At 70.7% G+C, this 16,086-nt stretch carries 16 protein-coding genes; 8 read left to right on the top strand and 8 right to left on the bottom strand.

The features are described from left to right. The first annotated feature begins 167 nt into the window (after nt 1-167). The 7 genes from JYA75_RS02145 to JYA75_RS02115 all read left to right on the top strand — a co-directional run bounded on the left by JYA75_RS02145 (nt 168) and on the right by JYA75_RS02115 (nt 7,190). Nucleotides 168-1,649 (top strand): APC family permease, encoded by a 1,482-nt coding sequence (locus JYA75_RS02145; protein WP_203329647.1) that lies wholly within the window; start codon nt 168-170, stop codon nt 1,647-1,649. Beyond that, a complete protein-coding gene (locus JYA75_RS02140; protein WP_203329646.1) occupies nt 1,646-3,592 on the top strand; it encodes a primary-amine oxidase in 1,947 nt (648 codons plus the stop codon). The genes JYA75_RS02145 and JYA75_RS02140 overlap by 4 nt, the downstream gene beginning before the upstream one ends. A 5-nt stretch (nt 3,593-3,597) precedes the next feature. Then, complete coding sequence (locus JYA75_RS02135; protein WP_203329645.1) at nt 3,598-4,080, top strand: hypothetical protein; 483 nt, start codon at nt 3,598-3,600, stop codon at nt 4,078-4,080. Next, nucleotides 4,077-4,943, top strand: coding sequence for a polysaccharide deacetylase family protein (locus tag JYA75_RS02130; RefSeq protein WP_203329644.1), 867 nt, complete (start codon nt 4,077-4,079; stop codon nt 4,941-4,943). Before JYA75_RS02135 ends, JYA75_RS02130 begins: the two co-directional genes overlap by 4 nt. Nucleotides 4,944-5,062: 119 nt before the next feature. Next, on the top strand, nt 5,063-5,749 hold the full coding sequence (locus JYA75_RS02125; protein ID WP_203329643.1) for a cutinase family protein: 687 nt from the start codon (nt 5,063-5,065) through the stop codon (nt 5,747-5,749). Beyond that, nucleotides 5,746-6,963, top strand: coding sequence for a M50 family metallopeptidase (locus JYA75_RS02120; protein ID WP_203329642.1), 1,218 nt, complete (start codon nt 5,746-5,748; stop codon nt 6,961-6,963). The genes JYA75_RS02125 and JYA75_RS02120 overlap by 4 nt, the downstream gene beginning before the upstream one ends. An 89-nt stretch (nt 6,964-7,052) precedes the next feature. Continuing rightward, on the top strand, nt 7,053-7,190 hold the full coding sequence (locus JYA75_RS02115; protein WP_006943148.1) for a hypothetical protein: 138 nt from the start codon (nt 7,053-7,055) through the stop codon (nt 7,188-7,190). A gap of 10 nt (nt 7,191-7,200) precedes the next feature. On the opposite strand, the gene JYA75_RS02110 is transcribed toward JYA75_RS02115, so the two are convergent. From JYA75_RS02110 to JYA75_RS02075, 8 genes are all read right to left on the bottom strand, one after another. Continuing rightward, nucleotides 7,201-7,671: a RidA family protein gene (locus JYA75_RS02110; protein WP_203329641.1), complete on the bottom strand. Its 471-nt coding sequence runs from the start codon at nt 7,669-7,671 to the stop codon at nt 7,201-7,203. Further along, nucleotides 7,661-9,259, bottom strand: coding sequence for a gamma-glutamyltransferase (locus tag JYA75_RS02105; RefSeq protein WP_065923132.1), 1,599 nt, complete (start codon nt 9,257-9,259; stop codon nt 7,661-7,663). The genes JYA75_RS02110 and JYA75_RS02105 overlap by 11 nt, the downstream gene beginning before the upstream one ends. Beyond that, complete coding sequence (locus JYA75_RS02100; RefSeq protein WP_006943156.1) at nt 9,256-9,612, bottom strand: non-heme iron oxygenase ferredoxin subunit; 357 nt, start codon at nt 9,610-9,612, stop codon at nt 9,256-9,258. The genes JYA75_RS02105 and JYA75_RS02100 overlap by 4 nt, the downstream gene beginning before the upstream one ends. 42 nt (nt 9,613-9,654) lie before the next feature. Beyond that, the gene (locus JYA75_RS02095; protein ID WP_065923131.1) at nt 9,655-11,109 is read right to left on the bottom strand and encodes an aldehyde dehydrogenase family protein; all 1,455 of its coding nucleotides are present in this window, start codon (nt 11,107-11,109) and stop codon (nt 9,655-9,657) included. Between the two features lies 1 nt (nt 11,110). Continuing rightward, nucleotides 11,111-12,334: an FAD-dependent oxidoreductase gene (locus tag JYA75_RS02090; RefSeq protein ID WP_050034463.1), complete on the bottom strand. Its 1,224-nt coding sequence runs from the start codon at nt 12,332-12,334 to the stop codon at nt 11,111-11,113. Next, the gene (locus JYA75_RS02085; RefSeq protein WP_006943159.1) at nt 12,331-12,714 is read right to left on the bottom strand and encodes a Rieske 2Fe-2S domain-containing protein; all 384 of its coding nucleotides are present in this window, start codon (nt 12,712-12,714) and stop codon (nt 12,331-12,333) included. Before JYA75_RS02085 ends, JYA75_RS02090 begins: the two co-directional genes overlap by 4 nt. 83 nt (nt 12,715-12,797) lie before the next feature. Next, nucleotides 12,798-13,517, bottom strand: a complete 720-nt coding sequence (locus JYA75_RS02080) for an iron-containing redox enzyme family protein (RefSeq protein ID WP_006943160.1) — start codon at nt 13,515-13,517, stop codon at nt 12,798-12,800. A 185-nt stretch (nt 13,518-13,702) separates the two neighbouring features. Continuing rightward, on the bottom strand, nt 13,703-14,152 hold the full coding sequence (locus tag JYA75_RS02075; protein WP_006943161.1) for a heme-binding protein: 450 nt from the start codon (nt 14,150-14,152) through the stop codon (nt 13,703-13,705). 254 nt (nt 14,153-14,406) lie between these two features. Here JYA75_RS02075 and JYA75_RS02070 point away from each other — a divergent pair, with 254 nt between their 5' ends. Beyond that, nucleotides 14,407-16,080, top strand: coding sequence for a helix-turn-helix domain-containing protein (locus tag JYA75_RS02070; RefSeq protein WP_203329640.1), 1,674 nt, complete (start codon nt 14,407-14,409; stop codon nt 16,078-16,080). The last annotated feature ends 6 nt before the right edge of the window (nt 16,081-16,086 follow it).

The raw sequence follows: 16,086 nt of genomic DNA, 5'->3' as shown, positions 1-16,086 counted from the left end.
GTACCCCTGCCGGGCCGAACGAGAACCCGGCCCCCCGCCCTTCTCGTTTGCCGTCGACGAACCGTGACGCCGCGGTGACCGCACCGACAACGTCCGGGCGCACGCTTCTTCCGGCGGTCGGCACCGACATCGCCGGCGCACTCCCTCTCCCGAAAGTCGAAGCACCGATGACCCTCAACGCTCGCGCACACGAACCCCCCACCCACCGGTTGTCCGGCAGCCTCGGCCCCGGCGCCGTCGTCTTCATGGTGGTCGCGGCCGCGGCCCCGCTGACCGTGATCGCCGGCACGGTCCCACTCGGTATCTCCGCCGGAAACGGGGCCGCGTACCCCGCCTCGTACATCGTCTGCACGGTGGTCCTGCTCTTCTTCGCCGTCGGCTTCACCGCGATGGCGAAGCACGTGCCCGGGGCGGGGGCGTTCTACACCTTCGTCACCCACGGACTCGGCCGGCACGTCGGACTGGGTTCCGCCTTCCTGGCGCTGCTGTCCTACACTGCGGTCCAGGGTGCCGTCTACGGATACATCGGCGCGGCCCTCGGCGACTTCGTGACCTCGCACGGTGGTCCCGAGTTGCCCTGGTATCTCTGGGCTCTGATCGTTCTGGCGGCGGTCGCGATTCTCGGCTACCGCCACATCGACCTGTCCGGAAAGGTCCTCGGGGTCCTGCTGCTCTGCGAGGTCGGCATCGTGCTGGTGATCGATGCGGCGGTGATCGCTCGTGGCGGAGCGGAGGGTCTGTCCACCGCCGCGCTACGTCCGTCCGAGTTCTTCTCGGGCGCAACGGGTATCGCCCTGATCTTCGCTGTCGCCGGCTACATCGGCTTCGAGGCGACCGCGGTCTTCCGCGACGAGGTGCGCGATCCGGCCCGGACCATTCCGCGGGCCACCTATCTCGCCCTGGTGGTCATCGGCGGCTTCTATGCGCTGTCGAGCTGGGCGCTGGTCAGCGCGTGGGGTGACGAGGGTGCCGTCGTCCTGGCCACCGAGAACCCCGAGGGCATGATCATCGAGACCGCGACCCGTTACGTGGGAGCGGCGGCGGGAGACGTCGTGCAGGTGCTCCTCGTCACCAGTCTCTTCGCGGCGCTGTTGTCCTTCCACAACGTGCTCTCGCGCTACATCTTCTCGCTCGGCAACAGCGCGGCCCTGCCGGCGCGATGCGGCCGCTCGCACGTACGCCATGCGTCGCCCTACGTGGCCTCGATCGTGCAGACGGTCTCGGCCCTGGTTCTCGTCGTGGCCTCGGCCGTCGGCGGGCTCGATCCCGTCACCGAGGTCTTCGCCTGGTTCGCCGGTGTCGCGTCCGTCGGAGTGCTCGCGCTGATGGCGCTGACGTCGATCGCCGTCCTCGTCTTCTTCCGGCGATCCCGGGTCGACGCCCGGCCGTGGCCCACGCTGATCGCGCCGGTGCTGGGCCTCGCGGGGCTGAGCGCTCTGCTCGCGATGACGATCGCGAACCTGCCGCTGCTCGTGGGCGGATCCGGCACCCTCGCCGCCGTCATCGGCGTTCTTCTCGCCGGGACGTTCGCGGGCGGAGCGGCCGTGGCTGTTCTCCGCCCCGACGCTGCACGACATCACCACTATTCCGGCGGCATCGCGACCGCCGCCACGACCGAAACCGAGATCGACAAGGAGATCGCACGATGAGCACTGCCACCACGAAATTCACCGAAGCGGCATCGACGCCCGCACCGGACCACCCGCTCACCCCTCTGACCGCCGAGGAGATCACCGCCGTCAAGGAGACGGTATCGGCGGAGGGGCTGGTGACCGAGCACGTCCGGTTCGTCTACGTCGGGCTCGAGGAACCGCACAAGTCGGCGGTCCTGGCGTTCAGGCCGGGGGAGCACATCGAGCGCCGTGCCCGTGTCCTTCTCCTCGACCGCGCGACCGGGGTGGGCTCCGATCACGTCGTGTCCGTCACCGAACGCAGGATCCTCGGCACCGTCGCCGTCGACTCCGCCACCGAGGGGCATGTCCCGATCCTCGACGAGGAGTTCGAGGACATCGAAGCGTTTCTCCTTTCCAGCTTCGACTGGATTGCGGCGATGGCTGCGCGCGGCATCGATCCGGAGAAGGTGCGCGCGGTTCCGTTGTCGGCCGGGGTGTTCGGGCACGAGGACGAGGTGGGGCACCGGATCGTCCGCGTGCTCGCATTCCACCAGGAGGACGAGGCCGATCTGCCCTGGGCACATCCGATCGACGGGGTGGTCGCCTATGTCGATCTCACCGAGCAGCGCGTGGTGAAGGTCGTCGACGAGATCACCCTTCCCGTGCCGGCCGAACGCGGCGAATGGGACGCCGCTCCGCACGGAAAACCGGTCCGCACCGACCTCAAGCCGATCGAGATCACCCAACCCGAGGGGCCGAGCTTCTCGGTCGACGGTAACCGGATCACCTGGGCGGACTGGACGTTCCGATTCGGGTTCGACGTACGCGAGGGCCTGACCCTGCACCAGCTGTCGTTCTCCGACGACGGCGTGCAGCGGCCGGTGATCTACCGCGCATCCATTGCCGAGATGGTCGTGCCCTACGCCGACCCGTCGCCGGTGCGGTACTGGCAGAACTACTTCGACCAGGGCGAATACCTGTTCGGCCGCTACACCAACTCGCTGGAACTCGGGTGCGACTGCCTCGGCGAGATCCGGTACTTCGACGTCACCATCGCCGACGAGAAGGGCGACCCGCGGGTGATGAAGAACGCGATCTGCCTCCACGAGGAGGATTACGGCGTCCTCTGGAAGCACACGGACATGTTCAACGGCATGACCGAGACCCGCCGGTCGCGCCGGCTCGTGATCTCCTTCTTCCTCACCATCGGCAACTACGACTACGGCTTCTACTGGTACCTCTACCTGGACGGCACCATCGAACTCGAAGCCAAGGCCACCGGCATCGTCTTCACCTCCGCCTACCGCGGCGAGGACGGATTCGCCACCGAGATGGCTCCCGGGCTCGGTGCGCCGTTCCACCAGCACCTCTTCTCCGCCCGCCTGGACATGGCGGTCGACGGCAACGTCAACACGGTCGAGGAGGTCGACGCCGTGCCCGAACCGACGGGGCCGGACAACCCGTGGGGTAACGCGTTCCGCTGCCGCAAGACCACCCTCACCACGGAGGCCGACGGGCAGAGGCTGGCCGACAACACCAAGGCCCGGGTCTGGCACATCACCAACCCGACCAAGCAGAACCGGCTCGGGCGGAACGTCGGGTACGCACTGCACCCGGAGGGCCAGCCCGTGCTGCTGGCCGACCCGTCGAGTTCCATCGCCGCCCGCGCCGCGTTCGCCACCAAGCACCTGTGGGTCACGCAGTACGACCCGGCGCAGCGGTATCCGGCCGGCGACTTCGTCAACCAGCATCCGGGACAGGCGGGTCTGCCGACGTTCGTCGCCGGCGACCGGAACATCGAGGGCGAGGACCTGGTGCTGTGGCACACCTTCGGGCTCACCCACTTCCCGCGCCCGGAGGACTGGCCCGTGATGCCCGTCGACTACGCCGGGTTCAAGCTGAAGCCGGTCGGTTTCTTCGACCGGAACCCGGCCCTCGACGTTCCGGCCGGCACGTCGAAGCACTGCTGCACGGACTGACGGACATGTCCACCACCGATCCGGCCGCCCGCCGCACCACCCCGTGGTGCGGCCGGGCGGCCGCCGCCCTCGCCGTGTCGGCGGCCGTCCTGCATGCCGGCTCGCTCGGGGAGCACGCACCGTCGCCCGGTTCGGCGGCCCTGACCCTCGTCATGGCCGCCGGGTGCCTCTACTGCGCCCTTCACCTGTGGATGCGCGGAGACCAGCGGGACTGGATCCTGGTCACCGTCATGAACGTCGCGATGATCATGGTGCACCTGACCACCATGAGCCCGGGCCGGGCCGCGGGCGGCCACCACGGGCACGCTGTGGCTCCGGTCGCCGGTGCAGCGGCGGGTGCCTCGATCCCCCTTCTCATGGCGGCCGCGCTGGCGGTCGCGGCCGCGGAGGTCCTCCTTGCCGTGAGCGTGGTGTTCCACCGCACCCGGGGGATCGGCCCGGCGAACGCAGCGGCGCAGCCGGGTTGGAGCGGCACACTGTCCACATGAACATCCGGTTCCGGCGCGGATCGCTCGTCGTCGCGGCGTCGATCCTGGTCGTGACGGCCTGTGGTTCCGGCACGCCCGACGAGCCGCCCGAAACCACCGCGACGAGCAGCCCGACGTCGGAGCCGGCTACCCCGCTGTCCCTGCCCTCGTCCCCGGTGCCGGCACCCTCCGCGACCCTCCCCGTCCCGTCGTCCGGTCCGGAGCCGGTGCCTCCGGCGGGTGTACCTGCTGCCCTGCGCGGCATCGATCTCGAACGGATCCCCACCGAGGAGAAGGTGGTGGCGTTGACCTTCGACGGTGGAGCCTCCGATACGGCCGTCTCCCGTATCCTCGCCACGCTCGCCCGCTACGACGTGCCGGCGACGTTCTTCGTCACCGGTGATTTCGCGCGGACGTATCCGGACCGGGTCCGCGCCGTCGCCGCCGCCGGGCACTCGGTGGGAAACCACAGCAACACCCACCCCTCCTATCCGGATCTGACCGACGAGCAGATCAGGGCCGAGCTCGCAGCGGCCGAGAGCGCGATCACGGCACTGACGGGTCGCCCGGCCGTGCCGTTGTTCCGGTTTCCCTTCGGTGCTCGCACCGACGCCGACATCCGCGTCGTCAACGGTGCCGGCTACGTGCCCGTGCGCTGGACCGTGGATTCGCTCGGCTGGAAGGGCACGAGCGGTGGTCTCGACGCCGCGGCGGTGACCGAGCGGGTCCTCGCCGCGGCCGCGCCCGGGCAGATCGTTCTGCTGCACGTGGGCGCGAACCCCGACGACGGCACGACCCTGGACGCCGATGCGCTGCCGGCGATCATCGACGGTCTGCGGACGCGGGGTTACGGTTTCGTGGATCTGGCCGATGTCGTCCGCTGAGCCCACCGAGGTGCACCGCCCCCGCGTGTTCGATTTGCGGACTTTACGATCACTGTGCTTACTTATGAACGCGGTCGGGAATCGTTGGGTTGGATCCCATGGGCTGAAGGACGGTTTCGATGATCCTTTCCGCTGTCCGGGTGGCGATCGTCGGCGCGCTGACCATCGGTTCGATGTTCGGTGCCGTGTCGATCGCCCATGCCGACCCGTCCCCGGCCTCGTACTGTGCGCCGACCGTGGTGCTCGCCGTCGACGGCACGAAGGGTCCCGAAACGCCGGACTCGATCGATCCCGAGAGCCCGCTCAACTCCTACACCGATCAGTACCGCAACAGTCCCGACTTCGCGGTGCGGCACGTGCGGTATCCGGCGGGCATGGTCGCCGGGGTGTTCGGCTGGGACACGTTCATGGACCAGTCGGTGCAGATCGGTGTGCAGAATCTCTGGGCGGAGATCGGCCGGACCGAGGCCGCATGCGGGCCGCGCACGCGCTACGAGCTGTACGGCTACTCGCAGGGAGCGATCGTCGTGCGCAGGGTTGCGATGGAGATCGATGCGGCGGCGCCCGTGCACGATGACGGCACCGACCTGCAGGACCGGGTACGGGTGCACCTGATCGCCGATCCGGCGCAGGGCCGGCCCGCCCAGTACGCCGGGCCGCTCGTCCCCGGCATCACCCTTCCCCAGCCGGCGGGCGAGTTGCGGCACATCCCGGTCACCACCGAGTGCCTCGAGGGCGACATGGTCTGCGACCCGGAGGGGAACGTCAGCGGGTACATCCGCGAGCACGCGACGTATCACCCGTGACGTTCGCGCTGGGCGTCGTGCTCTTCGCGCTGGGGGTCGCGGTGTCCGTCGCCCTGCACGAGGCGGGCCACCTGTGGGCGGCGCGGCGTCTCGGGATGAAGGTGCGCCGCTTCTCCCTCGGGCGTGGCCCGATGCTCTTCTCCGTCCGGCGCGGTGAGACCGACTACGGGCTGGGACTGATCCCGGTGGGCGGGTTCTGCGAGATCGCCGGCACGACCGCGCTCGACGAACTGACCCCCGACGAGTACGACCACGCCCTGTACCGGCAGAAGACCTGGAAGCGGCTGGTCGTGATGTCCGGCGGCATCGGCATGAACTTCCTGCTCGCCGGGGTCCTCGTCTTCGTGCTCGCCGTCGGGTGGGGGCTGCCGGAGCTGCATCCGAAGGTGGTCGTCGAGTCCGTCGGATGCGTCCCGTCGTCGCAGCGGCCCGGCCCGGGATACGGCCTCGCCGCGTGCGACGGCCCGGGACCGGCCGGGGCCGCGGGGATACTCCCCGGCGACGCGATCCTCGCCGTCGACGGCGAGGGCGTCACCCGGTTCGGCGACCTGGTCGGAAAGATCTGGGACAGCGCAGGAGTCGTCGAACTGACGATCGAACGGCACGGCCGCCGGCTGGTGCTGCCCGTCGCGACCGAGCAGGTGCAGCGATGGGTGGTCGACCCTCGGACGGGGGACGAGCGCTCGACGGCCGTCGGTGCGATCGGAGTATCCGCGCGCCCGCCCGCCGGTCCCGTGCGGTACGACGTGGTGACCGCGGTGCCCGCCGCCCTCGCATTCACCGGCGACCTCGCCGCGCTCACGGCGCGCACGGTGGTGGACATGCCGACGAAGGCGGCGTCGCTGTGGCGGTCGGTGACCGGCGGCGAACGCGACGCGGACACCCCGATCAGCGTGGTGGGGGCCGGATCGCTCGGGGGCCGGGCCGTCGAGCGGGGCGCCTGGGAGTCGTTCGTGCTGCTGCTGGTGAGCCTGAACCTCTTCGTCGGCCTGTTCAATCTGCTGCCGCTGCTCCCTCTCGACGGCGGGCACATGGCCGTGGCGATCTACGAGGGTCTGCGGAACCGGGTGCGCGCCCGGCTGGGCCGGCCCGGCGGAGCGCCGGTCGACTTCGTGAAGCTGCTGCCGGTGACGTACGCGTTCGTCGTCGTCGGCGGGGCCTTCATGCTGCTCACCCTCGCGGCGGACATCGTCGCCCCGGTTCGTCCGGCCTGATCCCGGCAAACTTCGTGGAACTTCCCGCAATTCGACCGAATCGGTCTCGCCCCGTTGCGCATGCGGGGGCGAACCGCTTCCATGGAGTGATGCCGCGGTGGTGTTGGGACGAGGACGAACCGTTGTTCGGAGACGTCGAGTCGCCGGTCGGAGGCGCGACCATAGCGGGCCTGTCCGCGCTGATCGCGCTCGTCGCGCTGGCCGTGATCGGACCGGCCCTGGTCTGATCCGCGGTCGTCAGTGCGCGCCGGGTCCGTCCCCGACGTGCGCGGTGACGGCCACCTCGACCGGCGCGTTGCCGGGAAGCAGATAGACCCCGATCGCGCTGCGGGCGGGCAGTGACGCCGGGCCCAGCGCGCGTTCGACGACCTCCGATGCGCCGTCGGCGACCGCCGAGAGCTCGGTGAAGCCGTCGGCACACGCGATGTACACCACCATCTCGACGCACCGGAACATCGCACCCGGCGGCAGCACCGAACGGACCGCGGCCAGGGCGTTGCCGGCCGCGAGGCCCGCCGCCTCCCGGGCGACGGCCGGGTCCACTTCGCCGCCGACGCGGCCGGTGACGGTCAGCCGGCCGTCACGGCGCGGGGTCATCCCCGCCGTGTGGACGGTCGAGCCGGACAGCACCGCGGGTACGTAGCGGCCGCGCGGCCGCGGCGGCTGCGCGCCGAGCGCTGCCCGGCCGATCGCCTGTTCATTCGACACCGAGAGCCACTCCTTCCTGACGGGGATCGCTGCCGCCGCTGAGCACGCCGCGGGGATCGAGAGAGATGATCTGGGCGCTGCCCTCGGCGCCGAGCGGTTCGAGGGTGCGCACGTCGTGCCCCATCTCGGACAGGGCGGTGCGGACCTCGGGCGGGACGTCGGCCTCGATGCGCAGCTCGGCGGGGTCGCCGAGCACGTTCGCGTCGGAGCCGGGGAACACCGTGAACCGGGGCGCCGACACCGCCTCCTGCGGATCGAGCCCGTGGTCGAGGAGGTGCGAGAGCAGCTGCATGTTCCATTGCACCTGCCCGTCCCCGCCGGGGGTGTTGCCGACGTGGAGCAGCGCTCCCGCCGCGTCCGTGACGATCCAGGCATTGAGGGTGTGCAGCGGCTTGCGGCGGGGCCGCACCTCGTTCGGATGCCCGTCGATCAGATACGCGCCCCGCCCCAGCCGGTTGTTCAGGACGATCCCCGTGCCGGGCACGGTGAACTTGGCCCCGAAGGTGAACGCCAGCGAATGGATGAAGCTCACCGCGCGTCCGTCCCGGTCGACCGTCACCAGCGAGGTGGTGTCTCCGCCGGCCACCGTGAACGCTCCGGCGGGCGCGGTCGCCGACAGCCGGTCGCGGCCGGCGCGAATGTGGCCGGGATCGAGGATGCGCGCGGCACCGTCGTTGTCGGCGCCGCACCAGCGCAGCCGGTCCTCGAACGCCGTCCGCGCGGCCCGGGCCATGCGGTCGATCGCCGCCGCGCTCAGGAGCGGGGAGAACCCGACGACGCCCTCGCACAGCGCCGCCTGGTGCAACACCATCCACCCGGGGGTCGGCAGTGGGGTCTGATGGATCACCGCGCCGGCGTACCGGCCGGACAGCGCCTGCTCCGGCGTCACCGTCCCGGTTGCGACCCATTCGTCTCCCGAGAACGGGGCGCCCGCGTCGCGCAGCGCGGCGACGCACCGCTCGGCGAGCGACCCGGTGTAGAACGACGCCGGGTCGTGCGCGAGTTCACGGATGGTGCGCGCCAGGTCGGGTTGCGGCAGCCGGTCACCGACGAGCGGTACGAGACCGCCGTCGACGTACACGGAGGCCAGCCCGGGATCGGTGCGGACGGCGTCCAGCGCCGACCGCACGTCGTCGCGGGTCTTGGCCGAGCAGGGCAACCCGTGCTCGGCGAGGCGCGCGGCCGGTTCCCACAGCTCGGCAAGGCTGCGGGTGGCGCCGCGCCGGTGCAGCGCCGCGAGCGCGGCCGGAGCGCCCGGCACGGCCACCGCGAGGGCGCCGTCCAGCGGGATCGCGGCCAGCCCGCGGTCCCGGTAGAAGTCCGGTGTGCCGCCGTCGGGGCCGTAACCGCTCCCCCCGACCGTCCAGACTGTGCCGTCCGGTTCCCGCACCACGGCGAATGCGTCCCCGCCGAGGCCACACTGGCCGGGCAGGGTCAGCCACGTGGTCGCGGCCATCGCCAGCGCGGCGTCGACCGCGTTGCCGCCGTCGGCGAGCACCCGCGCCCCGGCCTGGCCGGCCAGCGGGTGGCTCGAGGACACCATGCCGCCGGTCGACAACGTCGCCGGACGGACCCGCCGCGCTGTCATGCCTGCCGGAGCCGGCGCCGGCGCGGGCCCTCCGGCGGCTCGGCGGGATCGATGCCGACGAAGATCTCGCCGCCGCGCTCCTCGACGGGATAGGTCCTGATCGGCTCCGTGGCGGGAGGGCAGATGGGTTCACCGGTTGCGAGATCGAAAGCGCTTCCGTGGCAAGAGCATCCGATTCCATCCTGCACGAGCTTGCCGGACGAGAGCAGGCAGTCCAGGTGTGAGCAGTAGTTGGATGTCGCGTAGGCCTTCCCGTCCAGCCGCGAGATCGCGAACTCGTAGTCGCCGGCGTAGAAGCGGCGGACGATGCCCTCCGGCACCTGCCCGGAACGGGCCACTCTCTTGAACTCCATGGTCATCCTCCAGGCATTGGGATCTGCTCCGACCGCGGGCGGTCAGGCGACGGGGTCGATGTAGACGGTCTTCTCGGATTGGTAGAACTGCATCAGCGTCGGCCCGGCCTGTTCCTTGAACGTCTGGGTGCTCGACGCCTTGTACCCACCGAACGGAGCGTTCATCGCCATGCCGTTCGTCGGCTGGTTCACCTTGACCAGGCCGGTGCGGGAACGGGCGACGAACTGCCCGACCCGGTCGAGATCGCGCGTGACGATCGCCGCGCTCAGGCCGAACGCCGTGTCGTTGGCCAACGTGACGGCCTCGTCGAACGACGACGCCCGCTGGAACGCCAGCACCGGACCGAAGATCTCCTCGGTCAGGATGCGCATGCCCGGCGCGGTGTCGGCGAACACCGTCGGGCGCACGAAGAACCCGTCTCCGAAACCGTTGTCGTCGCAGCGGGTTCCGCCGCACACCAGACGGGCCCCTTCGTCCTGCCCGACGGCGACGTACTCGAGGAACTTGTCCAGCTGGCCGCGGCTGGCGAGCGGACCCATCGACGCCCCCGCCCGCAGGCCCGGTCCGACGGTGAGGGCCTCGGCGCGGGCGACGACCCGCTCGAGCAGGGCGTCGTGGATGTCGTCGATCGCGACGACCCGGCTGGTGCCGGTGCAGGCCTGTCCGGAGAGCCCGAAAGCGCCCTTGACGATCAACGCGGCGGCGGCGTCGAGGTCGGCGTCGGCGAGGACGACGACGGGGTTCTTGCCGCCCATCTCGAGCTGTACCCGCCGGTCCGGGCCGACGCCACGATGGATGGCCCGGCCCACCTCCGTCGATCCGGTGAAGGTGACGGCCGCGACGCGTTCGTCGGCGACCACCGCGGCCCCGGCCCGCCCGCCGCCCTGCACCAGCGCGATCGCCGCCGGGGGCAGTCCGCCGGCGAGCAGCGCCTCGACCAGCCGCTGCCCCATGAGCGGGGTGATCTCGGACGGCTTGAACAGCACCGGATCTCCCGCGGCGAGCGCCGGCCCGAGCTTGCGGGACGGGATGTTCAGCGGAAAGTTCCAGGGGGTGATGGCCCCGACGATGCCGATGGGTTCGCGGACGGTGTAGATCATGGTGCGGCCGGCGGCCGGGTACGTCGCGCCGGTCGCGCGCAGCGCCTCGCCCGCGTAGAAGCGCAGGTTCATGGGGGTGCGGCTCACCTCGACGGTGGCCTCGGCGCGCGTCTTGCCCTCCTCGCGGACCAGTTCCCCGACGAGCGATTCCCGTCGCTCCTCGAGGTGCCGGGCGGCGGCCTCCAGGACGGCGGCCCGGCGCTCCGGTGGGGTGGCGGCCCATTCGGGGGCCGCCTTGTCGAGTGCGTCGACGGCGATGCGCACGTCGGTGGCGTCGGAATCGGGGAACGTTCCGATCAGGTCGGTGGAATCGGCGGGGTTGCGTCGTTCGAAGGTGGCGCCGGAGACGGCCGGCACCCACGCACCGTCGATGAAGTTCAGTCCTGTCACGGCCACCTCAGCTCACCACCTGTTCGCCCAGTTCCCACAGGTCCACGTCCGCGTCGGCGAGCTGGTGCGCGCCGACCGTCCGGCCGACGAGTTCGCGGGCGGCCATGATGTCCTCGCCGCGGTCCATGGCGAACGCCGCGGTGAGCACGTCGCCGGCGAGATAGAAGACGGTGAACTCACCCGAGCGGGCGTCGCCGCGCACGACGAGTTCCGTCGTCCCGGAAGGTGTTCCGGTGAACTGGATGTTCGTGTCGTACTGGTCCGACCAGAACCAGTGGGCGTCGTCGGCGAGCGAGGTGCGACCGACGATCGTGTCCGCGACGACCGCGGCCTGCCGGTTGGCGTTGTCGAAGTGCTCCACCCGGACTCGGCGGCCGGCGCGGTCGGAGAAGCGGTTCGCGACGTCGCCGGCGGCGTGGATTCCGGGTACGGCGGTGCGGCCCACGGCGTCGACGACGATGCCGTTGTCGGTGTGGAGTCCGCTCGCGGCGGCCACGTCGACGTTCGGCGTGATGCCGATGCCGACCACGACCACGTCGGCCTCGATCGTGTCGCCGGTCGTGGTGCGGACCCGCACCCCGGCCTCGGAGGTCGCGACGGAGTCCACGCCGACGCCGGTGCGCAGATCGACGCCGTTGCGGCGGTGCAGGTCGGCGCAGAACCCGCCGACCGTGGCGCCCAGGACGGAACCCAGCAGGGCGTCGGCGTATTCGAGGACGACCACGTCGACACCGAGATCGCGTGCCGTTGCGGCGATCTCGAGGCCGACGAATCCGCCGCCGACGACGACCAGGCGCGCACCGGGGGTCAGCCGCGGGGCGAGGGCGACGGCGTCGTCGAGCGTCCGCAGGTAGTGCACGAGATCGGGGCGCGTCCCGGAGGTGGGGATCGTGCGCGGGCGTCCCCCGGTCGCGAGGATCACCGCGTCGGCGGCGACGGACCCACCGTCGAATTCCAGGCTGCGCGAGGCGGTGTCGACGCGCCGTACCGTGACACCGGTCCGGATGTCGATATCGTTGTCGGCCAGCCACTTCGGTGTGAGCAGGGAAAGGGAGGCGACGGGTTCCCGGCCGGCGAGGAACTCCTTCGACAGTGGCGGCCGCTGGTAGGGCGCGTGCGGTTCGTCGCCGAGCAGGACGATGCGGCCGTCGAATCCGCGGCGGCGCAACGTGCGTGCGGCGACCGCGGCGACCTGGCCGGCGCCGACGGTGACAACGGTGCGTACGGTCATGACGAACTCTCCTCTTGCGAGCCGGGAACGACTCGGCGCGGGGCCGGATCGAGATAGACGGTGTCGCCCTCGACGGTCACGGGATAGGTCGGCTGGCAGAGATCTTGGTCCTCCTCGTAGCCGGTTTCGAGGTCGAACCGCCACTGGTGGCCGGGGCAGATGACCCGCCCGTGCAACAGGGTGCCCTTGGCGAGCGAGCGGTCCTGGTGGATGCACAGGTCGGCGAACGCGTACACCCGGTCGTTCGCGTGGAACAACGCGATGCCGACGCCGTCGACCTCGACGCGCAGCTTGCGCCGGCGGGTCAGCTCCTTGACGGTGGCGACGGCGACCCTGTCGCGGGTCGACCCGGGCGGGGCCGAGGCGGCGTCGGTGGACATGATTCTCCTTCGATCGGGGATGGCCGCCGGGACCGGTGCGGGAGGGCCGAGCGGTGGACCCTCCCGCGGTCCGGTCACGTCGGTCAGGCCGGAGCCAGCTCGAGGTCGGGAGCGACGTACGTGTCGTACAGGCCCTTGGTGTACGAGAAACGCATCTCCGCGCCCCAGCGCACGAGCTGCAGGCAGCGCTGCTGCAACTGCGGGGTGTCGGCGCAGTCCAGCACGATCTGGTACCCGCGTTCGCCGTGGACGACATCCGAGGTGATGTGCAGGTCGAAGAACTCGATCTCGTCCTCGGTGAACCCGTACACCTCGCGCAGCGGCACGATCTGCTTCTTGTAGATGCTCGGCACCTGCGACTCGAGACCGACGACCAGGGCCGCGGTGGCGACCACGAAGTGCTCGCGCTGCGAGACCGCGTAGCACCACGCCTGCAGGCCGCGGGTGACGGCGTTCATGTTGTTCGGATCCTCGACGCGCTCGCGGGTGGTGCCGCACGCCTCGGCGAACTTGATGAGCAGGTCGGTGTGCCGGATGTCGGCCAGCTCCTCCTCGTACATGTTCTGCAGGGTGAAGTCCTTGGCGTCGGTGAACGTGTCGGGCGTGTTGGAGTAGATGTTCGCGAGGTAGTCCGCGAACGGGCCCACGTAGTGGTAGTGGTTCTCGGCCCACCGGGCGAAGTGGTGCTTCTCGAGCTTGCCCTCGGCCCAGGCCTTGCTGAACGAGGCGTCCTTGGCCTCGCGGCCCTTGATCGCGTTCTCGAGTGCGGCGCGGAACTCGTCGCGTCCGAGCAGTTCGGTCATGGTGGTTTCCCTTTCACGCTGTGTCGTGCGGTCGGGCTGGGGTTGATCCGCGACGTTGCGGAGAACGATCGAAATCGGCTGAGTGAAAGCCTGTTCCGGTCGGTTTCGAAACTAGTGCCGGCGTCGGGGTGCGGCCACGGCCACACTGACCGGAATGCGGCGCCGGCGGGGGTCGAAGTGCACAGTCAGTGCGCCACCGACGCGGTGATCGCCTCGAACTCCGCGAGCATCGCCGCGCCGACGGCCTTGTCCTGCTCGCCGTTTCCGCCGCTGATGCCGACGGCGCCGACGATCTGGCCGTCGAACACCAGCGGGAAGCCGCCGACGAAGATCGCGAACTTGCCCGGCAGCATGTGGCTGATGCCGAAGGCCTCGTTGCCGGGCAGGGCCGGCCCGTTGGGCGGTTCGTTGAACAGGTGCGTGGCGCGTTCGTGGCCCGCCGCGGTGAACGCCTTGGCCATCGCGATCTCGACACCCGTCAGCCGCGCACCGGGGAGGCGGTGCAGGGCGATGACGTTGGCGCTCTCGTCGCAGACGCACAGGGTCTGCTTGACGCCGATCTCCTCCGCCTTCGCGCGGCCGGCGGCGAGGAGGGGGAGCGCGTCGTCGAGGGTGATGCGATGAATTCGATGCATGGGTCTCCACTTTCGGTCTGCGGGAGTACCGGCCTGGCGGAGCGGGAAGCGAGGGTCCGGCCGGTGGATGCGTTTTCGCCAGTGGGCTATTTCTAACAGGGATGCGGCCACGGAGGGACGGTCAGAATCACCCGTACCCGACACAATTCGTGTACAAGTTGCACATCGCCTGCGGACCTTCGACTCTGGTACTTGATGAAAAAGGTGCACGTCGTCCCTCGCGCCGGCGCCCCGCTCGCAGAAAGCAGGTCGACATGGAACCGAGCCCGCGCCTGACCGTCCGGGGTCTGCTCGACGAGTCGCTGATGACCGGGGCGCGGATCGCGTCCGGGCACACCGCCCTCGACCGCGCCCTCACCTGGGCACTGCCGTTCAGCGAGGTCATGGGCCGATTCGACGACCTCGATGCCGTCGCCGTGTACGTCCGTCCGGAGGCGCTCGCCGGCAACGTACACGCCGTCGCGGCGTTGGCCGCGCGCGGCGCCGCCGCCCTCGTCGTGGACGGCTCGCTGCCCGCGACGACCGCGGAGTCGCCGCTGCCCGCGGGACTCGTCGTCCTCGAGCTGAGCTTCCCGATCGGCTTCGCGGCGCTCAACCGCCTCCTGGCCGAGCGTGCCCTGACGCAGGAGGTGCACGTGATGCGCTACTCGTCGCACGTCCACACCACCCTGGCGGGGCTGCTGCACCGGGGCGCGGGCATGACCCTGCTCCTCCGCGAGGTCTCGGCCCTCGCGCACCATCCCGCCGTCGCGCTCGACGCGCGCGGGCACGTCGTCGCGGTCCACGGCCTGGACTCCGCGACCACGGACCTCGTCTCCGACCGGCTTCCGCGGGCGCTGGCCGAACGGCAGGGCGCGGAGACCACGAGTGGATCCGGACACGGCCACGACACCCGGGTGGTGGAGCTGTCCGGCGATTCGGGACGCTGGACGTGCACCGCCAGCCCCATCCGCCTGGGCAAGCGGTTCGAGGGCTGGGTCGCGGTGCTTGCCGCCGGTCCCGGCCCGGGCCCGCACGAACTGGCTCAGCACGCGGTCGTCACCGAACAGGCGACGGCGATCATCGGCTCGGAGATGTTGCGGCAGCGCAGTGTCGACGAAGCGGAGGAACGCGCCCGCGGGGACTTCGTGCAGGCGCTCGTGCACGGCAGCTTCACCAGCCAGCACGACATGCAGGCGCGGGCCGGGTATCACGACATCGATCTGACCTCGACGTTCGCGGTGTTCGTCGCGGCCGGGCACGCTCCGGACGCCGGGGGTGCGGGCGTCGAGGGCTCGGGGAGCCTGCTGCGGCTCGCGCGGTACGCGGCGAGCGTGCTGCCGCACCCGGCGGTGCGGTCCTACGTCACCGTGATCGGGGACGTCCTCGTCGTCGTCCGTTCGCTCCGGTCGCACGACCGGCGCGACGTCGAGGCGGAGATCGAGAAGTATGCCGAGGCCATGGCCCTGGACCTGGAGGACCGGCGCGGCCGGCCGGTGCCGGTCGCGCACGGCGCGCCCGCCGTCGGCGCGGACGAGATCCGGGAGAGCTACCGTCAGGCCCGGGTCGCCCTGGGAATCGGGCAGCGGCTGGGCTTGTCCGGCGCCGTCTCCTACCGCGACCTGCGCGGCTACGGCGTGCTCGAACTCGTCGCCGAGACCGACCGCAGCCGCCGCCTGGTCCGCGACGTGCTCGGCCCGATCCGCGCCGGAACCGACCTGCACGACACGCTCGTCGCGTACCTGAGCGCGGGTGGCAACGTCAACGCCGCGGCGCGGGAGCTCAACGTGCACCGGAACACGATGCTGTCCAAGCTCGATCGCATCTCCCGTGCGCTGTCGATGGACGTGCGCCTGCCGGAGAACCAGTTCACGGCGTGGCTCGCGATCCGCCTCGAGCTGCTGGACCAGGTCCACACCGCCGTGGACCGCGAGATCAACTACCGCTGAACAACG

This window comes from Rhodococcus sp. PSBB066 (assembly GCF_017068255.1).
Lineage (GTDB): Bacteria > Actinomycetota > Actinomycetes > Mycobacteriales > Mycobacteriaceae > Rhodococcus > Rhodococcus aetherivorans.
The sequence above is the reverse complement of the archived record's forward strand: the minus strand, read 5'-3'. Positions and strand labels throughout refer to the sequence as shown.